The organism is Brevibacillus aydinogluensis (assembly GCF_961514395.1).
Lineage (GTDB): Bacteria > Bacillota > Bacilli > Brevibacillales > Brevibacillaceae > Brevibacillus > Brevibacillus aydinogluensis.
Genome location: NZ_OY569118.1, coordinates 595,499 through 613,878, shown reverse-complemented (window position 1 = coordinate 613,878; position 18,380 = coordinate 595,499). Strand labels below are relative to the sequence as shown.

Below are 18,380 nucleotides of genomic sequence, written 5' to 3'. Positions count from 1 at the left end.
CTTCTTTGCTGGGCGTCAAGAGAGCGAGCGGGTCCGATCACCCATGCGCCACGGACTTTATCTACATGCTAAAAGGGCAGACTTTTTCGTCTGCCCTTTCTTCTGTATCAATTTGTTACACCCATACCCACAACACGAATACGATCACGAATGCCAGCACGAAGAACACACCGGCAAAAATCGAGATGCGCGCAAACTCGTGTCCCTTTTGGTCCATGTGCATCCAGAAGAACAGCTGGAACAGTGCCTGAACAAACGCCAGACCGATGATAAAGGGTACGGTAAAGCCGCTCGGCACTACCTCATACGCGACAGCGATGAAAGCGAGGGCGGTGAGCACGAGGGAAGCGATAAAGGCGACAATGTGGTTCTTCGCGCTTTCCTTTTTCACTTTGGGTTTGCGTACTTCTTCATTGTGCGTATGTGCTCCCATCGATTATCCCACCTTTCCACCGATCATACCCATGAGATAGACCACGGTAAAAATGAACACCCACACGACGTCGATGAAGTGCCAGTACAGGCTGGCGACGTAAAACTTCGGAGCGGTCACCACTGTCAGGCCTTTTTTCACAGCCGCCAACTGCAAGGTGACAATCCAGAGAATCCCGAACAGCACGTGGCCCCCGTGGAAGCCGACCAGCGTGTAGAACGCCGAACCAAACGCGCTGGAGGAAATCTTGTGTCCTTCATGGTAGTAGTGCATAAACTCGTAAATCTCCAGACCGAGGAAGCCAAGGCCAAGCAGGACCGTCACGGTCAGCCAGGCCTGCAGCTGTTTCAGGTTCTTCTTGTGCATTGCCAGCACAGCGAACACGCTGGTTAGCGAACTGGTCAAGAGCAGCAGGGTGGCAAGCGCCACGAGCGGCATGTCGAAGAGCTCTTGCGACGTAGGGCCGCCGTTGTTCTGATCGCGCAGAGCGATGAATGTCGCGAACAGGGAACCGAAGAGAATGGTTTCCCCGCCGAGGAAGAGCCAGAAGCCAAGGATCTTGTTCTTCCCTTCCAGGGTGGCTTTTTCCGGTTCGTCAGGCAGAACCGCATGTACGTGATGTGTAGCCATTACGCCTTAACCCCCTTCTCTTCGATCTCATCCGGTTCAATGTGATAGCCCGGGTCGTCATTGATCGAACGCAGCAGCATGCACGCAAAGGTGATTGCCAAGCCGATGACGACGACCACGTAGTTGTGATACATGAACCCGAAACCGGCGATAAACAGTCCCACAGACATGACGAACGGCAGGAAGGAACCGGATGGCATGTGGATGGAGCCCAGCGGTTCGGCCGGAGTCATGCCTTTGTTGCCCGCCATTTTTTCTACCCACAGTGCGTCCAGACCGCGTACCAGCGGCGTTTGCGCAAAGTTGTACTCCGGCGGCGGAGACGGAATCGACCATTCCAGCGTGCGGCCATCCCACGGGTCGGCCGGAGCGCGTTTGCCGCTTTTCGCGGTAACGGCGACGTTCACCAGGAACAGAATCGTACCGATGCTCATGCCAAATACGCCGATCGTACTGATAAAGTTACCCAATTCCAGACCTTGACCGGCCAGGAAGGTGTAGACGCGGCGCGGCATCCCCATCAGACCCAGGAAGTGCTGCGGGAAGAAGGTCAGGTGGAACCCGACAAAGAACGTCCAGAAGTTCCATTTCCCAAGCGTTTCGTTCAGCATTTTGCCGAACATTTTCGGCCACCAGTAGTAGAGTCCGGCAAACAAACCAAATACGAGACCCCCTACGATTACGTAGTGGAAGTGTGCGACGACGAAATAGCTGTCGTGGTATTGGTAGTCAGCAGGCGGATTCGCCAGCATTACACCAGTCATACCGCCAATGGTAAAGGTCGGAATGAATCCGACGGCGAACAGGTTTGCCGCGGTGAAGCGGATTTGACCGCCCCACATGGTGAACAGCCAGTTGAAGATTTTGATACCGGTCGGCACCGCAATCAACATCGTCGCCAGACCAAACAGAATGTTGGCAATCGGCCCCATACCGACAGTGAACATGTGGTGCGCCCACACCATGAAGCCGAGGAAACCGATCAGCGCGGTCGCGAATACCATGGAGCTGTAACCAAACAGACGCTTTCTCGAGAAGGTACTTACGACCTCAGAAATGATACCAAACGCAGGCAGAATCAGGATGTACACTTCGGGGTGACCGAAAATCCAGAACAGATGCTGCCAGATCAGAACGTTACCGCCGGCATCCGTGTTGAAGAAGTTACCCCCAAACAAGCGGTCAAACATCAACAGTACCAGACCGACGGTGATCGCCGGGAATGCGAACAGAATCAAACCGGAGGTCACGAAGGACGCCCAGGTAAACAGCGGCATGCGCATGAAGGTCATACCCGGCGCGCGCATGTTGATGATCGTCACCAGGAAGTTGATACCACCGATCAGGGTACCAAGACCGGCGATTTGCAGACCGAGCACGTAAAAGTCGATCCCGCGTCCGCTGTATTCATTGAGGGCCAGTGTCGTGTAAGACGTCCAGCCCGCGTCAGGCGCACCGCCCAAAAACCAACTGGTGTTGAGAAGCACGCCACCGAAGAAAAAGAGCCAGAAACCGAGTGCGTTGACAAACGGAAACGCAACGTCACGCGCACCGATTTGCAGCGGTACAACCGCATTCATCAGGGCGAAAATCACTGGCATGACCGCCAGGAAGATCATCGTGGTGCCGTGCATGGTAATCAGTTCGTTAAACGTCTTGGCACCGACGACGTTAAGCTCCGGATACATCAATTGCAAACGAATCAGCAGGGCCTCAATCCCGCCGGCCAGGAAGAAAATCCCGCCGGCAATCAGGTACAGGATCGCGATTTTCTTGTGGTCCACTGTCGTGAGCCAATCCCACAGCCCTGACCGCTTGGGTGCATGAGAAGCATGTGCAGACACGGTTTTACCTCCTTTTTTGCGTCACTGCCTCATGACGGTCACTTACTGTTTGTTACTGTTCTGTGCCTCGTCCTTCACGCTGAGCGTGTACAGGTAATCAACCAGCGCATTCACCTGATTATCATCCAGGTTGAGGTTTGGCATGGTGTTGCCCGGCTTCATGCCTTGCGGGTCTTTCAACCACTCTGCGAGGTATTGCGGTTCGTTCGGTTTAATGCCCGCCACGCGCATGCGGTCGGCAAAGTTGGTAAGGTTCGGCCCCAGTTTTCCGCCTTTGCCGCCTACAGCGTGGCAGCCCAAACAGCTCTTTTCGAAAATAGCTTGGCCTTCTGCGGCACGGGCGGTAGCATTCTGCGGTTCGGCAGTCTGCGCTGCTTTCATTCTCTGTACCCACTCGTCGAATTCGGCCTGTTCCACTACGTCCACTTTGAAATCCATCAGAGCATGGGACGTCCCGCACAGCTCGGCGCATTTGCCGTAGAAGGTTCCGGTTCTGTCGGCCTGCAGCCACATTTTGTTTTCCATACCAGGGTTGGTGTCCATTTTACCGCCCAGCGCCGGAATCCAGAACGCGTGGATCACGTCGGCGGTGTTCAGGGTGAATTGAATCTTTTTGCCCACCGGCAGCACCAGATCCTGCGCGGTAGCTACGCCGAGATCCGGATACTCGAACTCCCACCAGAACTGGTGAGCGGTTACGTTAACTTGAAGCGCTTCCTTATTGTCGTATTCTTTGGAAAGGGCGAAACCGGTGGTGACTGTCGGGATAGCCATGATGATCAGAAGCAGGAACGGAATGGCCGTCCAGATGATCTCAAGCGTGTGACTGCCCTCCACCTGTTTTGGAATGCCCTCTTGTCCTGGGCGCTTGCGATAACGAATAAGGACATAAGTCAAGATCAGCATAACAACGATAAAGACGCCGGTCATGATGAAGAAGGACAACTTCATCAGATCGAACTGCATTGCTGCAACCGGCCCCTGCGGCTTGAGCGCGGAGAGCTCTTGGATGCCGCAACCGGTAAGTGTCAGCGCCAACAACCCAAACAGGAAAAGCTGACGCCAAAACTGTTGCCAACTCTTCATACCATTGAACCCCTCTTTCCTTCGTGTTGGTAACATTCCGCCCACAACTGCCGTGCAGCCGAATGTTTATTCGTACTCCTTTGTCTGTCAACCATCACTCCGCCTGCTGCTATCCCTCACTATAATACCCAATGCTGAAAAGTATTAGCAACCGGAGCGCGACAAACAAATAGAGCCAGGGCCATTCCCTACACCTGCCTATACTGGTAACCTCTTTAGTATACAAAAATTTCTTGCAAGCTCCCATGCCATTTGTAATAAATCTGTTAACAAATTTATGAACAATTTTGTGAAACTATTTTTTTATGGGTTGACAAGCAGGGGATGTAGCGTGTCCTCCAGGAAGTTTTTGCGTCCATCGGCAAAAAAGCCCTTCGGAAAGACATCTTGTCTTTTCCGAAGGGCTTCGCTCGTCACGCCTTTTCCGCTCGTCCGCTCCTGATCAGCCAGAGGTGCTGCAGGTATTCAGCCACGCCGAGCAGGATGGCGGCAAAACCGGCGCCAATGGGGGCGATCCGTGCCCCGGGCAGGACAAAGGCGCTCAGGTTGACGATGAGGAAGGCGGCGATAAAATCGACCGCCGTGCTCAGCCACAAGGTGCCGGGCCTCAGCAGAAACAATTCCAGCACATGTCCGGCAATGGCAAAAACCAATCCCACACCGATCGACTGATAGAGGGAGGCGTAATTCAATTCCGGGAACAGGGCGTCGGCGAGAACGACCACTGCCGGGGAGACAAACAGCTTTAGGAGCAAACCGGCCACCAGCATCCTTCCTCCTTCTGTTGGACTACCATCAGTATGTCCGCCGCTGCTGCCGATTAACCCGCCGAAAAGCCGCCGCTCTGCCCTGCAGCGCAAACCACCCGCAGGGGTAACGGTCGCCGCCCAATCGGCACTGCTTTTCGCCTGTGAAAGCCTTCTGTTACGCCGCTTCCTGCCGCTCCTGCCGCGGATACGCCAGCGTCACCACCAGACCGACGACTGCCAACAACGCCAGTACGACAAAGATCTGATGCAGCCCGCCGGCCAGCGCTTCCCGCGCCGCCTGCAGCACGTCTGCCGGCAAGTGTCGGGCCGTCTCCGGGTTGAGGATTTTGTTGACGTCGATCCCCTCCGTCCCCTGGATGCCTCGTACCGACTGGTTGAGCATCAGACCGAACAGGGCGATGCCGATCGTCTGCCCCAGCGTCCGGATCAAGGTGTTGGTCGCCATCGCGGCTCCGCGCAGGTTCCAACCGACGGACAGGACAGCGCCGGTGAACGAGGTAAAGGCAAAGCCGAACCCGAATCCGACGATAAAGGTGATCACAAACAGCACCACGTGCGGCGTTTCTGGCGAAATGAACGCCAGCCAGAGCGTCGCTGCAATCAGAGCGATTACCCCGATCAGCGAGGTGGTGCGAATCCCGATGCGGGCCAGCAGCCGGCCGCTCCACGCCGCTCCCAGCGGCCAGCCGATCGACATCGGAATCAGCGTCAGGCCGGAGCCGGTCGCGCCTTGACCGTAAACCCCTTGAATCCACATCGGCAGATAAAAGGAGACGGCTACCAAGACAGCCGACAGCAAAAAGCCCGCCAGATTGGCAACGCTGATGGCACGGATGGAGAACAACTGCAGCGGCAGCATCGGTTCAGGCGACTTTTTCTCGATGTAGAAAAACAGTGCAAGGCCGCATGCAGCTGCGACCAGCAGTCCGATGATCAGCGGCGAATCCCAGGGGTGATCCGTCCCGCCGCTCAACAGCGCGTACAGCAGCGCGGTCATGCTGAAGGTAAACGTCGCCACTCCTGCATAATCGACATGCTTCCGTTTCTTTTCGATCTGCTCGTGCAAATACATCCCGATCAGCGCGATGGACACAAGCCCGAACGGCAGATTCATGTAAAAGATCCAGTGCCAGGAGACGTAGTCTACCAACAGGCCCCCGGTCAGCGGCCCCAGGATGCCGGAGATGCCCCAGATCCCGCTCATCCACCCCTGCACTTTTCCCCGCTCTTCAAACGGATAGATGTCCCCGATAATCGTATAGGTAATGGTGATAATGGTGCCAGCGCCCATCCCTTGGAAGGCGCGGAACAAGATGAGCTGTTCCATCGTCTGGGACAGCCCCGACAGCACCGAACCGATCAGAAACAGGCTGGCCCCGATGCTGAACACAATCTTCCGTCCGTACAAGTCGGCCAGTTTTCCGTAAATCGGGGTGGTGACCGCCGACGTCAGCAGGTAAATGGACACCACCCAACTGATCAGATGAAGTCCACCCAGATCGCTGACGATGGTGGGCATCGCCGTGCTGACAATCGTCCCTTCGATCGCGGCCAAAAAGGTGGCGATCATCACGGCAATGGTCACATTGCGCTTGTTTGTCACGCGTTTCATCATAGCTCCTCCACTCTTGCTGTTGCCGGCGTTTTTTCCCGCCGGTCATGAACCTGCCCGCGGGACAGCCTTAGGCTATGCGATGACACAAAACGAACGACCTGTGCCGCCAGTAATCTCGAGGCCCAGGTCGCCATGCACGCGCGCCCACGCTGTTCCTATTGGCTCGCTTTCTGCTTCGCCAATACGGGGTCGAACAGGGTCGGGCCGTACTTTTTCTCCAATCCGTTTATCCACTCGTCTTCGTATTTGGCACGGAACTGGCCCGCCAGTTTATCCTTGATTTTCTCCCGCACCTGTTCCAGAGCGGGCACGGGATTGCCCAGTTTTTCCTTGTTCTTTTCGTAGTATTCCTTGATGTGCTCTTCCGTCACCGGATACGCCTTGTCAAACAGCTTGTCTTTCAGCATTACGATTTTCAGCGCTTCCCGGAACGTCTGCTCGTTGTACCCTTTCTTTTCCAACGATTGGCGGAATGCTTCCTCCGAACCTAGCGACTCCTTCAGCGCCTCCACCTGTTTGTTCAGTTCCGCTTCGTCAATCGTGATGCCCTGCTGCTTCGCTTCCTGGGTGATCAGCGCATCCGCAATCAATTGGTCCATGACCCGTACTCCGTACTTGTGTCTCAACGCGTCGCTGAATTGCGACTCGGTGATCGTCACGTCTCCCACCTTGGCGACAGCCGGATCTTCCGACTCTCCCTGCGAAAGACCCACTACTGCCAGCGCCAGCAGCAGCACGGCGGCAGCCAGGATGGATACATCAAACTTTTTCATCAGGTCGTCCTCTCTTTCTTCCTTTGCACTTCTTACGCCTTTATGTCCATTATGTCATTATAATAGAGTGCAGTTGCGGAAGAAAGATGGAAACACGCTTCCACAACCTTTCCACAAAGGTGACGATTCTGTGACACTCTTGTAATCTTATAAAAAATACTTGGCAAACAAAGCGGAAATGATGGAGGCAAGCACTGGCCCCAATACCGCCCAAATTTGCAAAAACCGCTCCTGCTTTCTCCCCTTGTCTCCCTCGATCATTTTGGTAATATGTTCCATGTCAATTCTGTCGTGGTCCAACAATTTCAGGATAAAGTCCTTGTCCGTGATCCGTTTCAGTTCCAGCTCCGTCTGCAATTTGGTGATTGCCTGCAGCAGTTCGGCCCGAACCTCCTCCATCCTCTCCAGGCGGTGTTCGATGCGCTCCAGCCATGTGGTCGCCACGGACATTTTTCCTTCCAGCTGGTCAATCCGTTCCTCAAACTTGTCCAGGCGTTGATAAATCCGCTGCGCGCTGTCCGTCTCATTTTTCCCCGGCGTCATGGCTCCCACCTCCTCCAGCCTCCTCTTCTTCTACTCTTTATGTATGACAAGCAGCCGTGCTTTGCTTGTACCGCCGCCCCTTGGAGCAGCAGCAACAACAAAACAGGCCCCTCCCATCAGGAGCCTGTCGACAGCCGGGAAAACAGAGGCGCGCGACTGCGGACGTTCCTCACGATTCGATCCAGCGAAAGAGCGGCTCCAGCGCCCTGCTTGCATCCTGGTAACCCAGGTTGTACAAGTCCAGCAGACCGGCCGGATTGCGTTCCACTCGACGGATGCGAACCGGTTGGCTTGGCGTAATCACGAAAGCCCGCTTCTCCTCGCGCAGCGACCTGATCCGTGCCAGTGCCTCATTGTATCGGCGGTGATGATCGAACAAGACGCGCACCAGATTTTTGTACCGGGGAAACAATCGCTCTCCCAGCCAGGACAGGTTGACCGGCTGCCGGACGTACTCTTCCGTCCCTGTTCGCACGACAATGACCCGTTCGTTGCCATCCTGAAGCGACTTTTCAATCGGGATTGGGTCGGCCAGCCCGCCGTCCAACAGCGTCACCCCCTGGTACTGCACCACCCCCGACAGCAGGGGAATGCTGCAGGAAGCACGCACCGCCAGCAGAAATTCCTTGTGCTCGTCTTTGGAAAAGTAGACGCTCTCCCCCGTCTGGAAGTTGGTGGCCGCGACCACCAGCTTTTCCTTGGACTGGGAAAAGACATCAAACGCCAATGGACGTACGTGCCTGCGGATCTCGTCAAAGAGACAGTCCAAGCCCAGCATGCAGCCGTAGCGGAACAGGTTGCGCCACGAAAAAAAGCGCATGTCGCACAGGTGTTCAATGTAGATCGACTTGCCCAGTCCTTTCTCCCGCGCCAGATACGTGAGTGCATTGCAGGCGCCTGCCGAGACGGCCACCACGTACGGGGCGATCAGGCCATGTTCCAGAAAGCAATCCAGCACACCGGCCGTGTAGATGCCTCTCATCCCGCCTCCCTGAAGCACCAGGCCAAACCTGCTCATGCTGCGTCCTCCCTTCCGTCGAGACGGTATCTTTTCGTTAGTATTTCTGGGATGTACACAGACATGCACGGGCAGGCGGTCGTCAAAAGAGTGAGCGGGCACCGTCACACATGCGACCACGAACTTTGTGCAAAAAACAAAAGCACCGTCTGCCATCGACGGTGCTTGTCGTTTTCTCGATACGATTCGGCCCGGCTGCTCCGGACTTATTTCCCCATCTAACGCTCACAAGAGAAAGTCGTTACTTCACCGCGACCAGCAGAAACCGATACGCGGGTCACCACCTAGGATAAAAATTGAAAGAAAACGAAGCCGACGCAGGCTACATTCAACAAAAAGGTAATGCCCATCCCGAGCATCATGCCCTGAAGAATGCCGGTTCGCTTGCGAACCACCATCGCGGTCACGACGATTACCGGCAGCATGTAAACGAGCTGGCTGACCCCGATGAACAGAAAGGCTTCCGGATAAATAAACAACAGCAGATGCAGCAGGGCCGTGATCCCGACCCCGATCCACACATCGGTGGCGTGATTTACCGGCTTGTCAGACATGTCTATCCTCCATTTGCCGTTCGTCTCGTAACGCTTTCAGCACCTCTTCCCTTCCGTCCCGATAGAAAAGGTTGTAGGTGTCAAACGGAATGATCCGCCCGTCGGGATGGACGATGTGGACGCACGACTTCTTGACCGAGCGGACGTCAAAATTGTGCGCGTCCAAAAACTGCATGATGATGACCCGAAACACGTTTTCATACCCGATCGAGTCGGGCAGGGCCACCTGCGGCAGACAGCAGAGCAGACTTCGCAGCGACAGCGCCGATGACTGCGGTGAATGGCTGGTGGAAAACAGGTGGAAGATCCGTTCTTGGAGTGACTGGTCCTGCTCAAACACGATCGTGTTGCGACCGCCCTCCAGCAAAATCTGCGGATCAATCAGTCCCGTCAGCGGGATGACGTTTCCGTTCAGCTTGAGCGCATACCCCATCGCCAGACAGTCGGGATGACAGGGAACAGGGATGATGTCCTCCGCCGCAAATACGCCGGACTGTTCGATGATCTTCTGCCGCACTTCGCTTAGCGTCAGCCGGTCGCGGGAGGGGTCAAACGCCTCCGTCCGTCCGGCCGCCTGAATCGGCTGAAAGGTGACGCCGCGCACGGCAGGCTGCTCCAGCCCGTACTGGATCACCCTGCCGATTTCCCCGTCGTTCACTCCTTTTTTCAGCGTCACCACCAGCGTGGTGGAGATGTTGAACTCATTCAGATGCTCGACGGCTTTACGGCGAATCTCCCGCAGGTCGGCGCCGCGCAGATTCATCAGCGCCTCCTTTTCCAGACTGTCAAACTGCAGGTAGATTTCAAACCCCGGCATGTATGCCGCCAGCCGCCGGACGAACTCCCGATCCTGCGCGATCCGAATGCCGTTGGTGTTGACCATCAGGTGACGAATCGGCCGCGCCTTGGCCATGTCCAATATGTCAAAAAACTGCGGGTGAAGCGTCGGCTCGCCGCCGCTGATCTGAACGATGTCGGGCTCCCCTTCGTTGCGGACGACCGCATCCAGCATCCGCTCAATCTCCGCAAGCGAGCGCCAGGTAGTCCTATTTGGAGACGATTCCGCGTAACAGATAGGGCACTGCAGGTTGCAGTGATCTGTCACTTCCACCAGCGTCAGGCAGCTATGCTGTTCGTGATCCGGGCAGAGCCCACAGTCGTAGGGACAGCCGTAGCGAATCGGCGTGTTCCACACCTGCGGCATCTCCGCCGGTTTGAGGAATTCCCGGCAGCGTTTGTAGTAGTCGACGTCGGTGGAGATCAGCACCTTTTCCCGCCCGTGGCGCGGGCAGTGTTTCCAGAGATAGACCCGCCCTTCCTCGAAGATGACTTTGGCTTCTGTCTTGCGCAGGCATTGGGAACAAATGCTGTTGGTCAGTTCGTAGAAAAGATACGGTCTGTTTTTCGGCATGGTTTACTCCTTTCCGTGCAGCGGCACACTCTTCCGACGCGGCCACTTCCGCATGAGCGACATGTAATAGGCAAGTCCGGCCAGACACGCCAGTTGGATGTTGTTCAGTCCCAGGTAGACGTGCGGCGTCGGTTTGATGAAATCGACGAGAAAACGGAAACTCAGATAGCCAAACATGAAGCACTGAAACAGCGCCCCCTCGGGCAGTTCCCATCGGCCAAGCCTTCGCCTCCGTTTGACTGCGAGCAGAAAGACAGCCAACAACCCGAGAAAAGTGATTTCGTACAACTGGGTCGGATGTCTGGGCACACCGTCGCCGAAATCCACGCCGGTGATCCAGTCGGTGGGGATGCCGTGGGTATGATCGTCCAGGCCTGTCAAAAAGCAGCCGATCCGGCCAATCGCCATGCCGGTGATGAGGGGAAACACCATGTCGTCTCCGGTGGATTGGCGCAGACCGATCCAATGTTTTGTCAACTCCACGCCAATCAAACCGCCCAACAGGCCGCCCACGATCGTCTTGCCTCCCATGATATACGTCCATTCGTTCCAATGGGTCAGCGTCCTCGCCGGATCTTCCAGCAAAAACAGCAGTTTGGATCCGATAGCCGCTCCCAGCGTGGCCCCGACCAACACCCAAAACGCCTGGTTGACGGGAATTCGCCCTTTGCGCCGCGTCAGCAGATAGAGCCGAAAGCCGATGAAATACGCCAGCGCCTCAAACACAAAGTGCGGATGCAGCCGCAGCAGACCGACGTCAATAAAAACTGGAAAGGTCATGAATATCATCCTGAAAAATTCAATATCAACCATATTAGACGATATTATATCAAGAAATCACCATAGACACACAAAAACTTCCATCCGCCGTCACCCGCTGGTGCCGTTCCCGTCTGCTGACCGGATTCCTTGACTCGCGCACAAATCCCAGCAGCAAAGAAAAACTGCCCCGAAAGGGAAACTGCCCGGAACAGGAAAAAACCGCCCAAAAGGCGTTTTTTTCCTTATTTCTGTCTTCGCTTTTTCGCGGCCAGCAGGCGATTGAAGGTCTCGCCTGTCTTGTCTGCCGGCGTTTTCCCGCTGTCCGTCTGCGCGGCAGCGGTGCTGTCCGTTGCAGAAGCCCCTGCAGATCGGCTGCCGGCGGCGGAACGGCTCAACGCTTCCCCTTGCTCGCTGCTGCCGGATACCTGCGCGGAATGCCCGGCGGGAGGAGCCGCTGCAGCTGACATGCTGCTGTCCGTCGCGGCCCTCGTCTGCCCTGCCACGTCGGCCGTTTCCGCCTCTCGCTTGGCTGCCCGGCTTCGTTTCCGCTCTTCCTGCTTTTCTCCCAAGCGGGCAAACACCGATTGATGGCCTTCATTCCCGACAGACCCGCGCTTGCGGAATCGGGCCGTAAATCGTGTCCACCATGCTTCCGGGAGCTGCAGACGGCGGCAGGCGACATCCAGCGGCCACAGCAGGGCGGCCAGCATCAGCAGCCATTCACCGATCGGCTGCGTATCCCACTTGGCGGGCAGCTTGCCGGTAAACACCTCGTCCGGTCTGGTAATCAGTCTCCCTTCACCCGCCGTCAGCCATTGTCTCAGTTCGCTGTCCCCGTCCCGAGGCAGGCCGTACTCCGGCGAATACGAGACAGTCAACCCGGCGGTTTCGCTTGCCGTTACCTGTCCGTTCGTTTTTTCCGTGATCTGTATCAGATAGCTGCCCGGTTCAGCGGCGGAAAAACGGCCCTCCAGCGTACCCGGAGCCACCGGTTTCAGGCGCACGGCCTCCCGGTTCATCTCCTGGTTGACCACCACCGCTTCCAGTTCCTGCGGCAACTTCTCCCCTTTGGGGACGGTGACGGTTATGACGCCGCTCGTCCCGTCCAGCCGGGTCTCTGTCTTCCAGCGGCCCGTCGCGACCTGCGGCAGCGTCCAGGCCACCGCCTCGTTCCACATTCGGCTGTAGCCTGGCCACGTCACCCATGCCGGAGCCCATTTCCCCTCCAGATCGCTGGTCCAGGCGACCGACCGTCCCAGCCCGTACTGCCAGCGGATCAGAATCGGGTCCTCGTCCAGGCTGGTCAATAGCTGTTCAGCCGTCTGTTTTGGCGTCGTCGCCACGTATGCGTGCAGCGGCGGCAAGGGCTGGCGGAGCGCGGACCAGTCGTCGCCTCCGGTGCGCTTCGGCACCTGCGGCTGTTCCACGATATACGTGCGGCTGGCCAGCGCTGTCTCCTTACTGAAGATTTTCGGCACCGACGTCGCGTCTTTGGCGAAGTAGTAGCGCCCGTTTCCCCATTGGGCGATATCCTCCAGCAGCAAAGTATCGGCGTCATCACCGACGGCCACGGTGGACACGGTGATGTTTTCGCCCGCCATCTGCTGCAGGAGCGCCTGATAGTCACTGCTTCGGCCCGACTGTCCGTCGGTCAGCAGGATCACGTGCTTCCGCTTTGTCTGCATCGTCTTGATCCGCTCGTACGCCATCTGCAGCGCCGGGAATATATCCGTGCCGCCGTCGGCGAAAATGCCGCCGATCTGCCGATGGATTTCGTCCAGGTCGGTGACGGATCGGGGCGGAACCACTTCCCAGGGACTCCCGTCAAACGCAATGACGCCGATCTGATCCTGCCCGTTCAGCATCGTGGTGGCCCGGATCGCCGCTTCTTTTGCCAGCTCCATCTTGTCCACGCCGTGCGCGTCCGCAGACATGCTCCCCGACTTGTCGATCACCAGCACCAGTCCCAGCGAGGGCAGATCTTCCTTGCCGCGCAAATCCATATGGACCGGCAGCGCTTCCTCGATCGGGGTCTGCAGCCAGCCGCCCATCCCAAAGCTGTTGGAACCGCCGGTCATGATCAATCCCACACCTAGATCGCGGACCGCCGTCCGTATCCGCTCCATGTCGGCGTCGCTCAACTGGGTGGCCTCCACATCGGCGAGGATAATCGACGCGTACCGCTTGTATCCGTCCAGCGCCTTGGGCAAAAGTGACGGGTCCTTCACGTCCGTCTTGATGCTGCCTGCCGCAAGCGCGCTGACCAGGTTTTTCGCCGCGCCGGGATGTCCCTCCAGAACCAGCACGGTCGGGGCGCCTGCCACCTGCGCGTACGCGTGTGCCTGGTTGTTGGTCTGTACCGTGTCACGCTCCGGTTCGATCTCGACGCGGTAGCGCTGAAACCCTTCCTGCAGCGCTTTTTGCGTAAACAGGAAGCGGTTTTTCCCCTTTTCCACCTGTATGGTCTGCCGGCCTGCTTCCCGATTCCCCTCGTACAGGCGGAGGGTCGCCCGCGTGGCCGTCGTGCTTTCGACGTCCACCTTGATCGCGTACTCCTCGCCTGCGTACAGCCGCTCCGGCACCTGTACAGCCGTGAGCACCACTTCTTCTCCCTGCGGCTGCTGCAGGGAGACCGCTTCGACGGCAATGCCCCGTTCCGCCGCCAGCTTTGCTTCCCGCGCGGCATCGCCGTGCGTGGCCAATCCGTCCGTCAGGAGTACAATTTTGCCTCGCGCATGGCTGGGGATCATCGCGGCGGCCAGGCGGATCCCTTCGGCCAGATTGGTGGCATGCCGGTTCACTTCCACCCCGACCGGCTGCACGTCCTGCCGGGTCGTCAGCGGCTGGTCTACTGCCGCTTCCGCACCGACAGCCACCACGCCGAACTGATCTTCGGCCCGCTTCTCCTCCACCGCGGCGCGAATGAATTCGTACACCCTCGGGTCATCTTTCATCGACGCCGACCGGTCGACGACGACCACCACTGTCTCCGCCCGCACCGGATGGAGAAGCTGTGTCCCGGCGAGCGCCAAAATCAGCAGGAGAAAGACAGCACCGCGCACGGCAGCGATCAGCGTCTTGCGGCTGTTCGGCATCCTGCGCTGGCCGCGCCACCAGGAAGCAATCATCCAGGCGGCGGGAATCAGCAGGAGCAGAAACCACGGCTGCTGCACGTCAATACCCACGTTGATACACCCTCCATTCCGCAAACACCACCAACAGTGCCAGCGCCGCCAGCCACCCGGTCAGCTCCCGGCTTCCGGCAGCCTGGCCGTCCTGCGGCTTGGCTTCTCCTTCGCCGGCCCCGCTGCTTCCGACCGTCAGCGAACGCGGCGCGATGTCCGACTCCGCCTCGTCCATGTGAACCGCAAAGTAACGGACCTGTGCCGTTCCTGCGACTTCTTCCGTCAACCGGTACAACCCCGTCTGCTCCGGAACACGGAACAGCCAGGTCGTTCCCTGCGCCTCGACGGCCTGCTCCCGTCCGTCCGGGTAGGTCAGCGTCCGTTTTTCCGCTCCCGGCGTCAGCGGAATCGCCAGCGTCTCTCCCGGAACGGCGGGGCCGATCGGAACGTTCTGGGCGGACGACAGCCAGGAGGCCACATTTTGCATGAAAATCGGGAACGCCGGCCGCAGCGGAAAGTCGGAATCGTGCAGGTCAAAGTTGACGATGACACCCTTTCGTCCCGCCAATGACCCGGCCAGGACGAGGTTGGTGTCTCCTGCCTTCACCAGCGGCCGCATGCCCGGCATTTCGCTTACCACGGAGGTCCGGGCCACGTGCACATCCTGCCAATCCACGTGCTTCACGAGCGGATCGTCCGGCCGGAGTGTTTCCGGCCTGTGCTGCACAGCAGCTGCACCGGTGTACGGCAGCCAGTCTGTTTTTCGATCGGGAGCGATCACCAGGATGTTCCCCTCCGGCAGCCGGTCGGGCACCACGCCGTCAAACACCCACACGTCGGCCCTCTCGGTGCCATCCGGCAGCTCGGAGCGCGTCTCCACTTCCAAACGGCCGACTGACTGCAGGGCCTGGTGCAAAAACCGGTTTCCCTGCGGACTGACCAGCACGGCCCGCCCTTTTCCGGCGGCAAATGGCACGCTCCACCGCTCGTTGTCTTCCGCCAGCCCGTCCTTTTCCGGTTCGATCACCGCCCGGTAGACAGGGGCGGCGGGCAGGCGTTCAAAGGTAACGGTGCGGGACGCCCCGGCCTCCACCGCAAACTCGCTTACGTCCAGCACTTGTTGCTCGGGGCCGTAGATCGTCGCCCTGCCCCGCACGGGCTGACTGCCGTAGTTGTCGATCCGCAACAGCCCTTCTGTCCCGCCTTGGCCCGGCTGAGTAACGAAGGCGCCGATTGCCGCGTTTTCTTTTGCCCGACCCGCTTGCACAAAGCGATACGGACCGGATACTGCCAAGGCGCTCTCCTGTTCGGCCGCGCGGGCGGTCCCGCCGTCGCCAAACCACATCACCCCGCTGCCCGGCTCTGTCGCCGTGATCGCCGCGGCCAGCGACAGGGCCGCCTGCTGATCACTCGTCCCCGGACGAGGCGCCAGTGATTGCAGTGCCTGCAGCAGCGCCTGCCTGTCCGTACTCTTGGACACCAGAACCCGCGGCTCCAGCCCCGCCTCGATCAGTGTGATCGCCTGCCCGCCGCTCAACCGTTCCACGATGCCGCGAGCGGCATCGAGGGCCTGCTCAAAGCGGGAGTGCTCCCCTTCCCTGGTCAGCATGCTGCCGGACGTGTCGATGACAAGCACGGTATGGTCGGCAATTGCTCCCGCCGTGGGCACGGCCGGACGGACCAACGCCAGCACCAGCAGGACGGCGGCCAAAAGTTGGAGCAGAAGCAGCAGGTTGCGCTTCAACTTTTCCCACGGGCGCACCGCTTCCCAGCTCTGCAGCGTCCGCTGCCACAAAAGCGTGCTGGGCACCTCCAGGTCCTCCGTGTTCCGCTTGAGCAGGTAGAGGGCGACAATGGCCGGCACGATCAGCAAAAATCCCAGATTGCCCAACGCCATCCACTGCATGACTGCCTTCTCCTCCTCTCTACCGAATCAACCCTGCCTGCCGGAACACCCGAAAGACCATTTGCTCCAGCGGCGCTTCCGCCTCCACCGCTGTGCAGGCGATTCCCCGCCGGTAGGCGAAATTGGCCAGCTCCGCTTGATAGTCCCGCACGGTCTGTCTGTAATGGTCGACGAGCTGCCGGGTAAGCGACACCTCTTTAAACTGCCGCGTCTCGCTGTCGATCAGCCGCCGCTCTCCCTCGTACGACGGCTCTCGTTCGTCTTGCGCCAGTATCTGAACCAGCGCGACCTCCTGCCGAGCAGCCTGCAGATAGGCGATGCCCGCTTCATAACCCGTTTCAAACAAAAAGTCGGACAAGACGATGGAGATGCCCGGTTTGCCCCGCACGGCGCCCGGTGAGCGGAGCGCCCGGTTCATGTCACCTGTCCCTCCCGCCTGCAGCCCGGAGAGAAAGGAGAGCAGGTGGGCCGCCTTGTGTTTCCCCTGCAGATTGCACAGCGACGCCGTCACCTTCTGGTTAAAGGCGTATACCGACACATAGTCCAGATGGCAAAGCGAGATATAGCCCAGTGCGGCTGCCAACTGCACCGCCCGTTCCAGCTTCCGGGGTTCCCCGTAGGCCATCGACCGGCTGCAGTCGATGTACAGCGTGACATGCAGTTCCTGCTCATCGAGAAATTTTTTCAAAAACAGCTTTCCCGAGCGGGCGTAGGCGTTCCAGTCCAACTGCCGCAGATCGTCACCGGGAGCGTACGGCCGGTAATCGGCAAATTCCAGCGAACTGCCTGTCCGTTTGGAACGTCGTTTGCCCGCGTGGGTGCCGCTGGCCATCCGCCTGCTCAACACCTGCATCCGCTCCAACCGGCTGAGCCACGCCGGGTCCAACAACTGCCCGCTCATGCCTTGTCCTTCTCCAGCGCGGCCAGAATGTCGGTGATAATCCGGTCAGGGCGGATGCCGTTTGCTTCCCCTTCAAAGTTGAGAAACACGCGGTGCCTGAGCGCCGGCAGCGCAACCGCGTCGATGTCTTCGTAGGCCAGGTTGAAACGGCCGGCCAGCAGGGCGCGCACCTTGGCCAACGCCACCATTGCCTGCACGCCGCGCGGTCCCGCCCCGGAACGGACGTACCGGTTGACCGACTCCACCGCCTGTTCACCGGGATGGGTGGCCAGCAGCAATTTGACCGCGTATCGCAGCACCGGATCAGCCACCAGAATGTCGCGCGCCGCCTGCTGGATCTCGGCGATCTCCCGTGCGGAGGCCACCTTTTCCACAGACGCCGGCTGTCCCGCCGTCGTCCGCAAAACGATCTCCCTCAGCTCATCCTCGCTGGGAAACGGCACGTCGATTTTAATCAGGAACCGGTCCATCTGCGCTTCCGGCAGCGGATAGGTCCCTTCCTGCTCCAGCGGGTTTTGCGTCGCCAGCACGAAAAACGGCTCCGGGAGCGGCCGCGTGCTCCCTCCCGCAGAGACGGTCCGCTCCTGCATCGCCTCCAAAAGCGCGCTCTGCGTCTTCGGCGTAGCCCGGTTGATTTCGTCAGCCAGCACGACATGGGCGAAGACGGGGCCTGGTTGGAACTGGAACGACTGCTGCCCCGTTTCGTCCACGCGCAGGATGTTGGTCCCCGTGATGTCGGTGGGCATCAGGTCGGGGGTGAACTGAATCCGCTGAAACGACAGTTCGAACGCCTGCGCAAGCGTCTTCACCAACAGCGTCTTGCCCAGCCCGGGCACGCCCTCCAGCAGCGCGTGGCCGCCGGCAAAAACCGCCCAGAGCAGCTGCTCCACCACGTCTTTTTGCCCCACCAGCACTTTTCCGATCTCCTGCCTCACCCGTTCCACCCGGCTGAGGTACTCTTCCACTGCATGTTGTGTCATCGCCACGTCTCCTTGCTTCACGTATTCGC

General features: G+C 58.7%; 16 protein-coding genes. All 16 read right to left on the bottom strand.

The features are described from left to right. Positions 1-115: 115 nt before the first annotated feature. The 16 genes from Q7F15_RS02990 to Q7F15_RS02915 all read right to left on the bottom strand — a co-directional run bounded on the left by Q7F15_RS02990 (position 116) and on the right by Q7F15_RS02915 (position 18,351). Positions 116-433 carry a cytochrome C oxidase subunit IV family protein gene (locus Q7F15_RS02990; protein WP_171566257.1) on the bottom strand — a complete coding sequence of 106 codons (318 nt, stop codon included), beginning with the start codon at positions 431-433 and terminating at the stop codon, positions 116-118. Positions 434-436: 3 nt separating this feature from the next. Continuing rightward, positions 437-1,063: a cytochrome c oxidase subunit 3 gene (locus Q7F15_RS02985; protein WP_171566258.1), complete on the bottom strand. Its 627-nt coding sequence runs from the start codon at positions 1,061-1,063 to the stop codon at positions 437-439. Further along, the gene (ctaD, locus tag Q7F15_RS02980) at positions 1,063-2,907 is read right to left on the bottom strand and encodes a cytochrome c oxidase subunit I (protein ID WP_171566259.1); all 1,845 of its coding nucleotides are present in this window, start codon (positions 2,905-2,907) and stop codon (positions 1,063-1,065) included. Before ctaD ends, Q7F15_RS02985 begins: the two co-directional genes overlap by 1 nt. Positions 2,908-2,949: 42 nt before the next feature. Next, positions 2,950-3,993, bottom strand: a complete 1,044-nt coding sequence (gene coxB, locus Q7F15_RS02975; RefSeq protein WP_171566260.1) for a cytochrome c oxidase subunit II — start codon at positions 3,991-3,993, stop codon at positions 2,950-2,952. Between the two features lie 413 nt (positions 3,994-4,406). Next, positions 4,407-4,763, bottom strand: a complete 357-nt coding sequence (locus Q7F15_RS02970; protein ID WP_216369454.1) for a hypothetical protein — start codon at positions 4,761-4,763, stop codon at positions 4,407-4,409. Between the two features lie 154 nt (positions 4,764-4,917). Then, positions 4,918-6,375, bottom strand: coding sequence for an MDR family MFS transporter (locus Q7F15_RS02965; RefSeq protein ID WP_304415080.1), 1,458 nt, complete (start codon positions 6,373-6,375; stop codon positions 4,918-4,920). A gap of 158 nt (positions 6,376-6,533) precedes the next feature. Continuing rightward, entirely contained in the window at positions 6,534-7,151 is a 618-nt protein-coding gene (locus tag Q7F15_RS02960; protein WP_171566263.1) for a SurA N-terminal domain-containing protein, read from the bottom strand. A 147-nt stretch (positions 7,152-7,298) separates the two neighbouring features. Continuing rightward, complete coding sequence (locus Q7F15_RS02955; protein WP_171566343.1) at positions 7,299-7,694, bottom strand: hypothetical protein; 396 nt, start codon at positions 7,692-7,694, stop codon at positions 7,299-7,301. 169 nt (positions 7,695-7,863) lie between these two features. Then, the gene (locus Q7F15_RS02950) at positions 7,864-8,712 is read right to left on the bottom strand and encodes a patatin-like phospholipase family protein (protein WP_171566264.1); all 849 of its coding nucleotides are present in this window, start codon (positions 8,710-8,712) and stop codon (positions 7,864-7,866) included. Positions 8,713-8,996: 284 nt separating this feature from the next. Then, complete coding sequence (locus Q7F15_RS02945; RefSeq protein WP_171566265.1) at positions 8,997-9,266, bottom strand: hypothetical protein; 270 nt, start codon at positions 9,264-9,266, stop codon at positions 8,997-8,999. Next, on the bottom strand, positions 9,259-10,677 hold the full coding sequence (locus Q7F15_RS02940) for a radical SAM protein (RefSeq protein ID WP_212132840.1): 1,419 nt from the start codon (positions 10,675-10,677) through the stop codon (positions 9,259-9,261). Before Q7F15_RS02940 ends, Q7F15_RS02945 begins: the two co-directional genes overlap by 8 nt. A gap of 3 nt (positions 10,678-10,680) precedes the next feature. Next, positions 10,681-11,457, bottom strand: coding sequence for a prolipoprotein diacylglyceryl transferase (locus Q7F15_RS02935; protein WP_212132839.1), 777 nt, complete (start codon positions 11,455-11,457; stop codon positions 10,681-10,683). 224 nt (positions 11,458-11,681) lie between these two features. Continuing rightward, positions 11,682-14,624 (bottom strand): VWA domain-containing protein, encoded by a 2,943-nt coding sequence (locus Q7F15_RS02930; protein ID WP_212132838.1) that lies wholly within the window; start codon positions 14,622-14,624, stop codon positions 11,682-11,684. Beyond that, positions 14,614-16,470, bottom strand: coding sequence for a VWA domain-containing protein (locus tag Q7F15_RS02925; protein ID WP_304415079.1), 1,857 nt, complete (start codon positions 16,468-16,470; stop codon positions 14,614-14,616). Before Q7F15_RS02925 ends, Q7F15_RS02930 begins: the two co-directional genes overlap by 11 nt. Before the next feature lie 19 nt (positions 16,471-16,489). Beyond that, positions 16,490-17,371 (bottom strand): DUF58 domain-containing protein, encoded by an 882-nt coding sequence (locus Q7F15_RS02920; protein ID WP_171566270.1) that lies wholly within the window; start codon positions 17,369-17,371, stop codon positions 16,490-16,492. Further along, the gene (locus tag Q7F15_RS02915; protein ID WP_230077422.1) at positions 17,368-18,351 is read right to left on the bottom strand and encodes an AAA family ATPase; all 984 of its coding nucleotides are present in this window, start codon (positions 18,349-18,351) and stop codon (positions 17,368-17,370) included. The genes Q7F15_RS02920 and Q7F15_RS02915 overlap by 4 nt, the downstream gene beginning before the upstream one ends. Between the last annotated feature and the right edge of the window lie 29 nt (positions 18,352-18,380).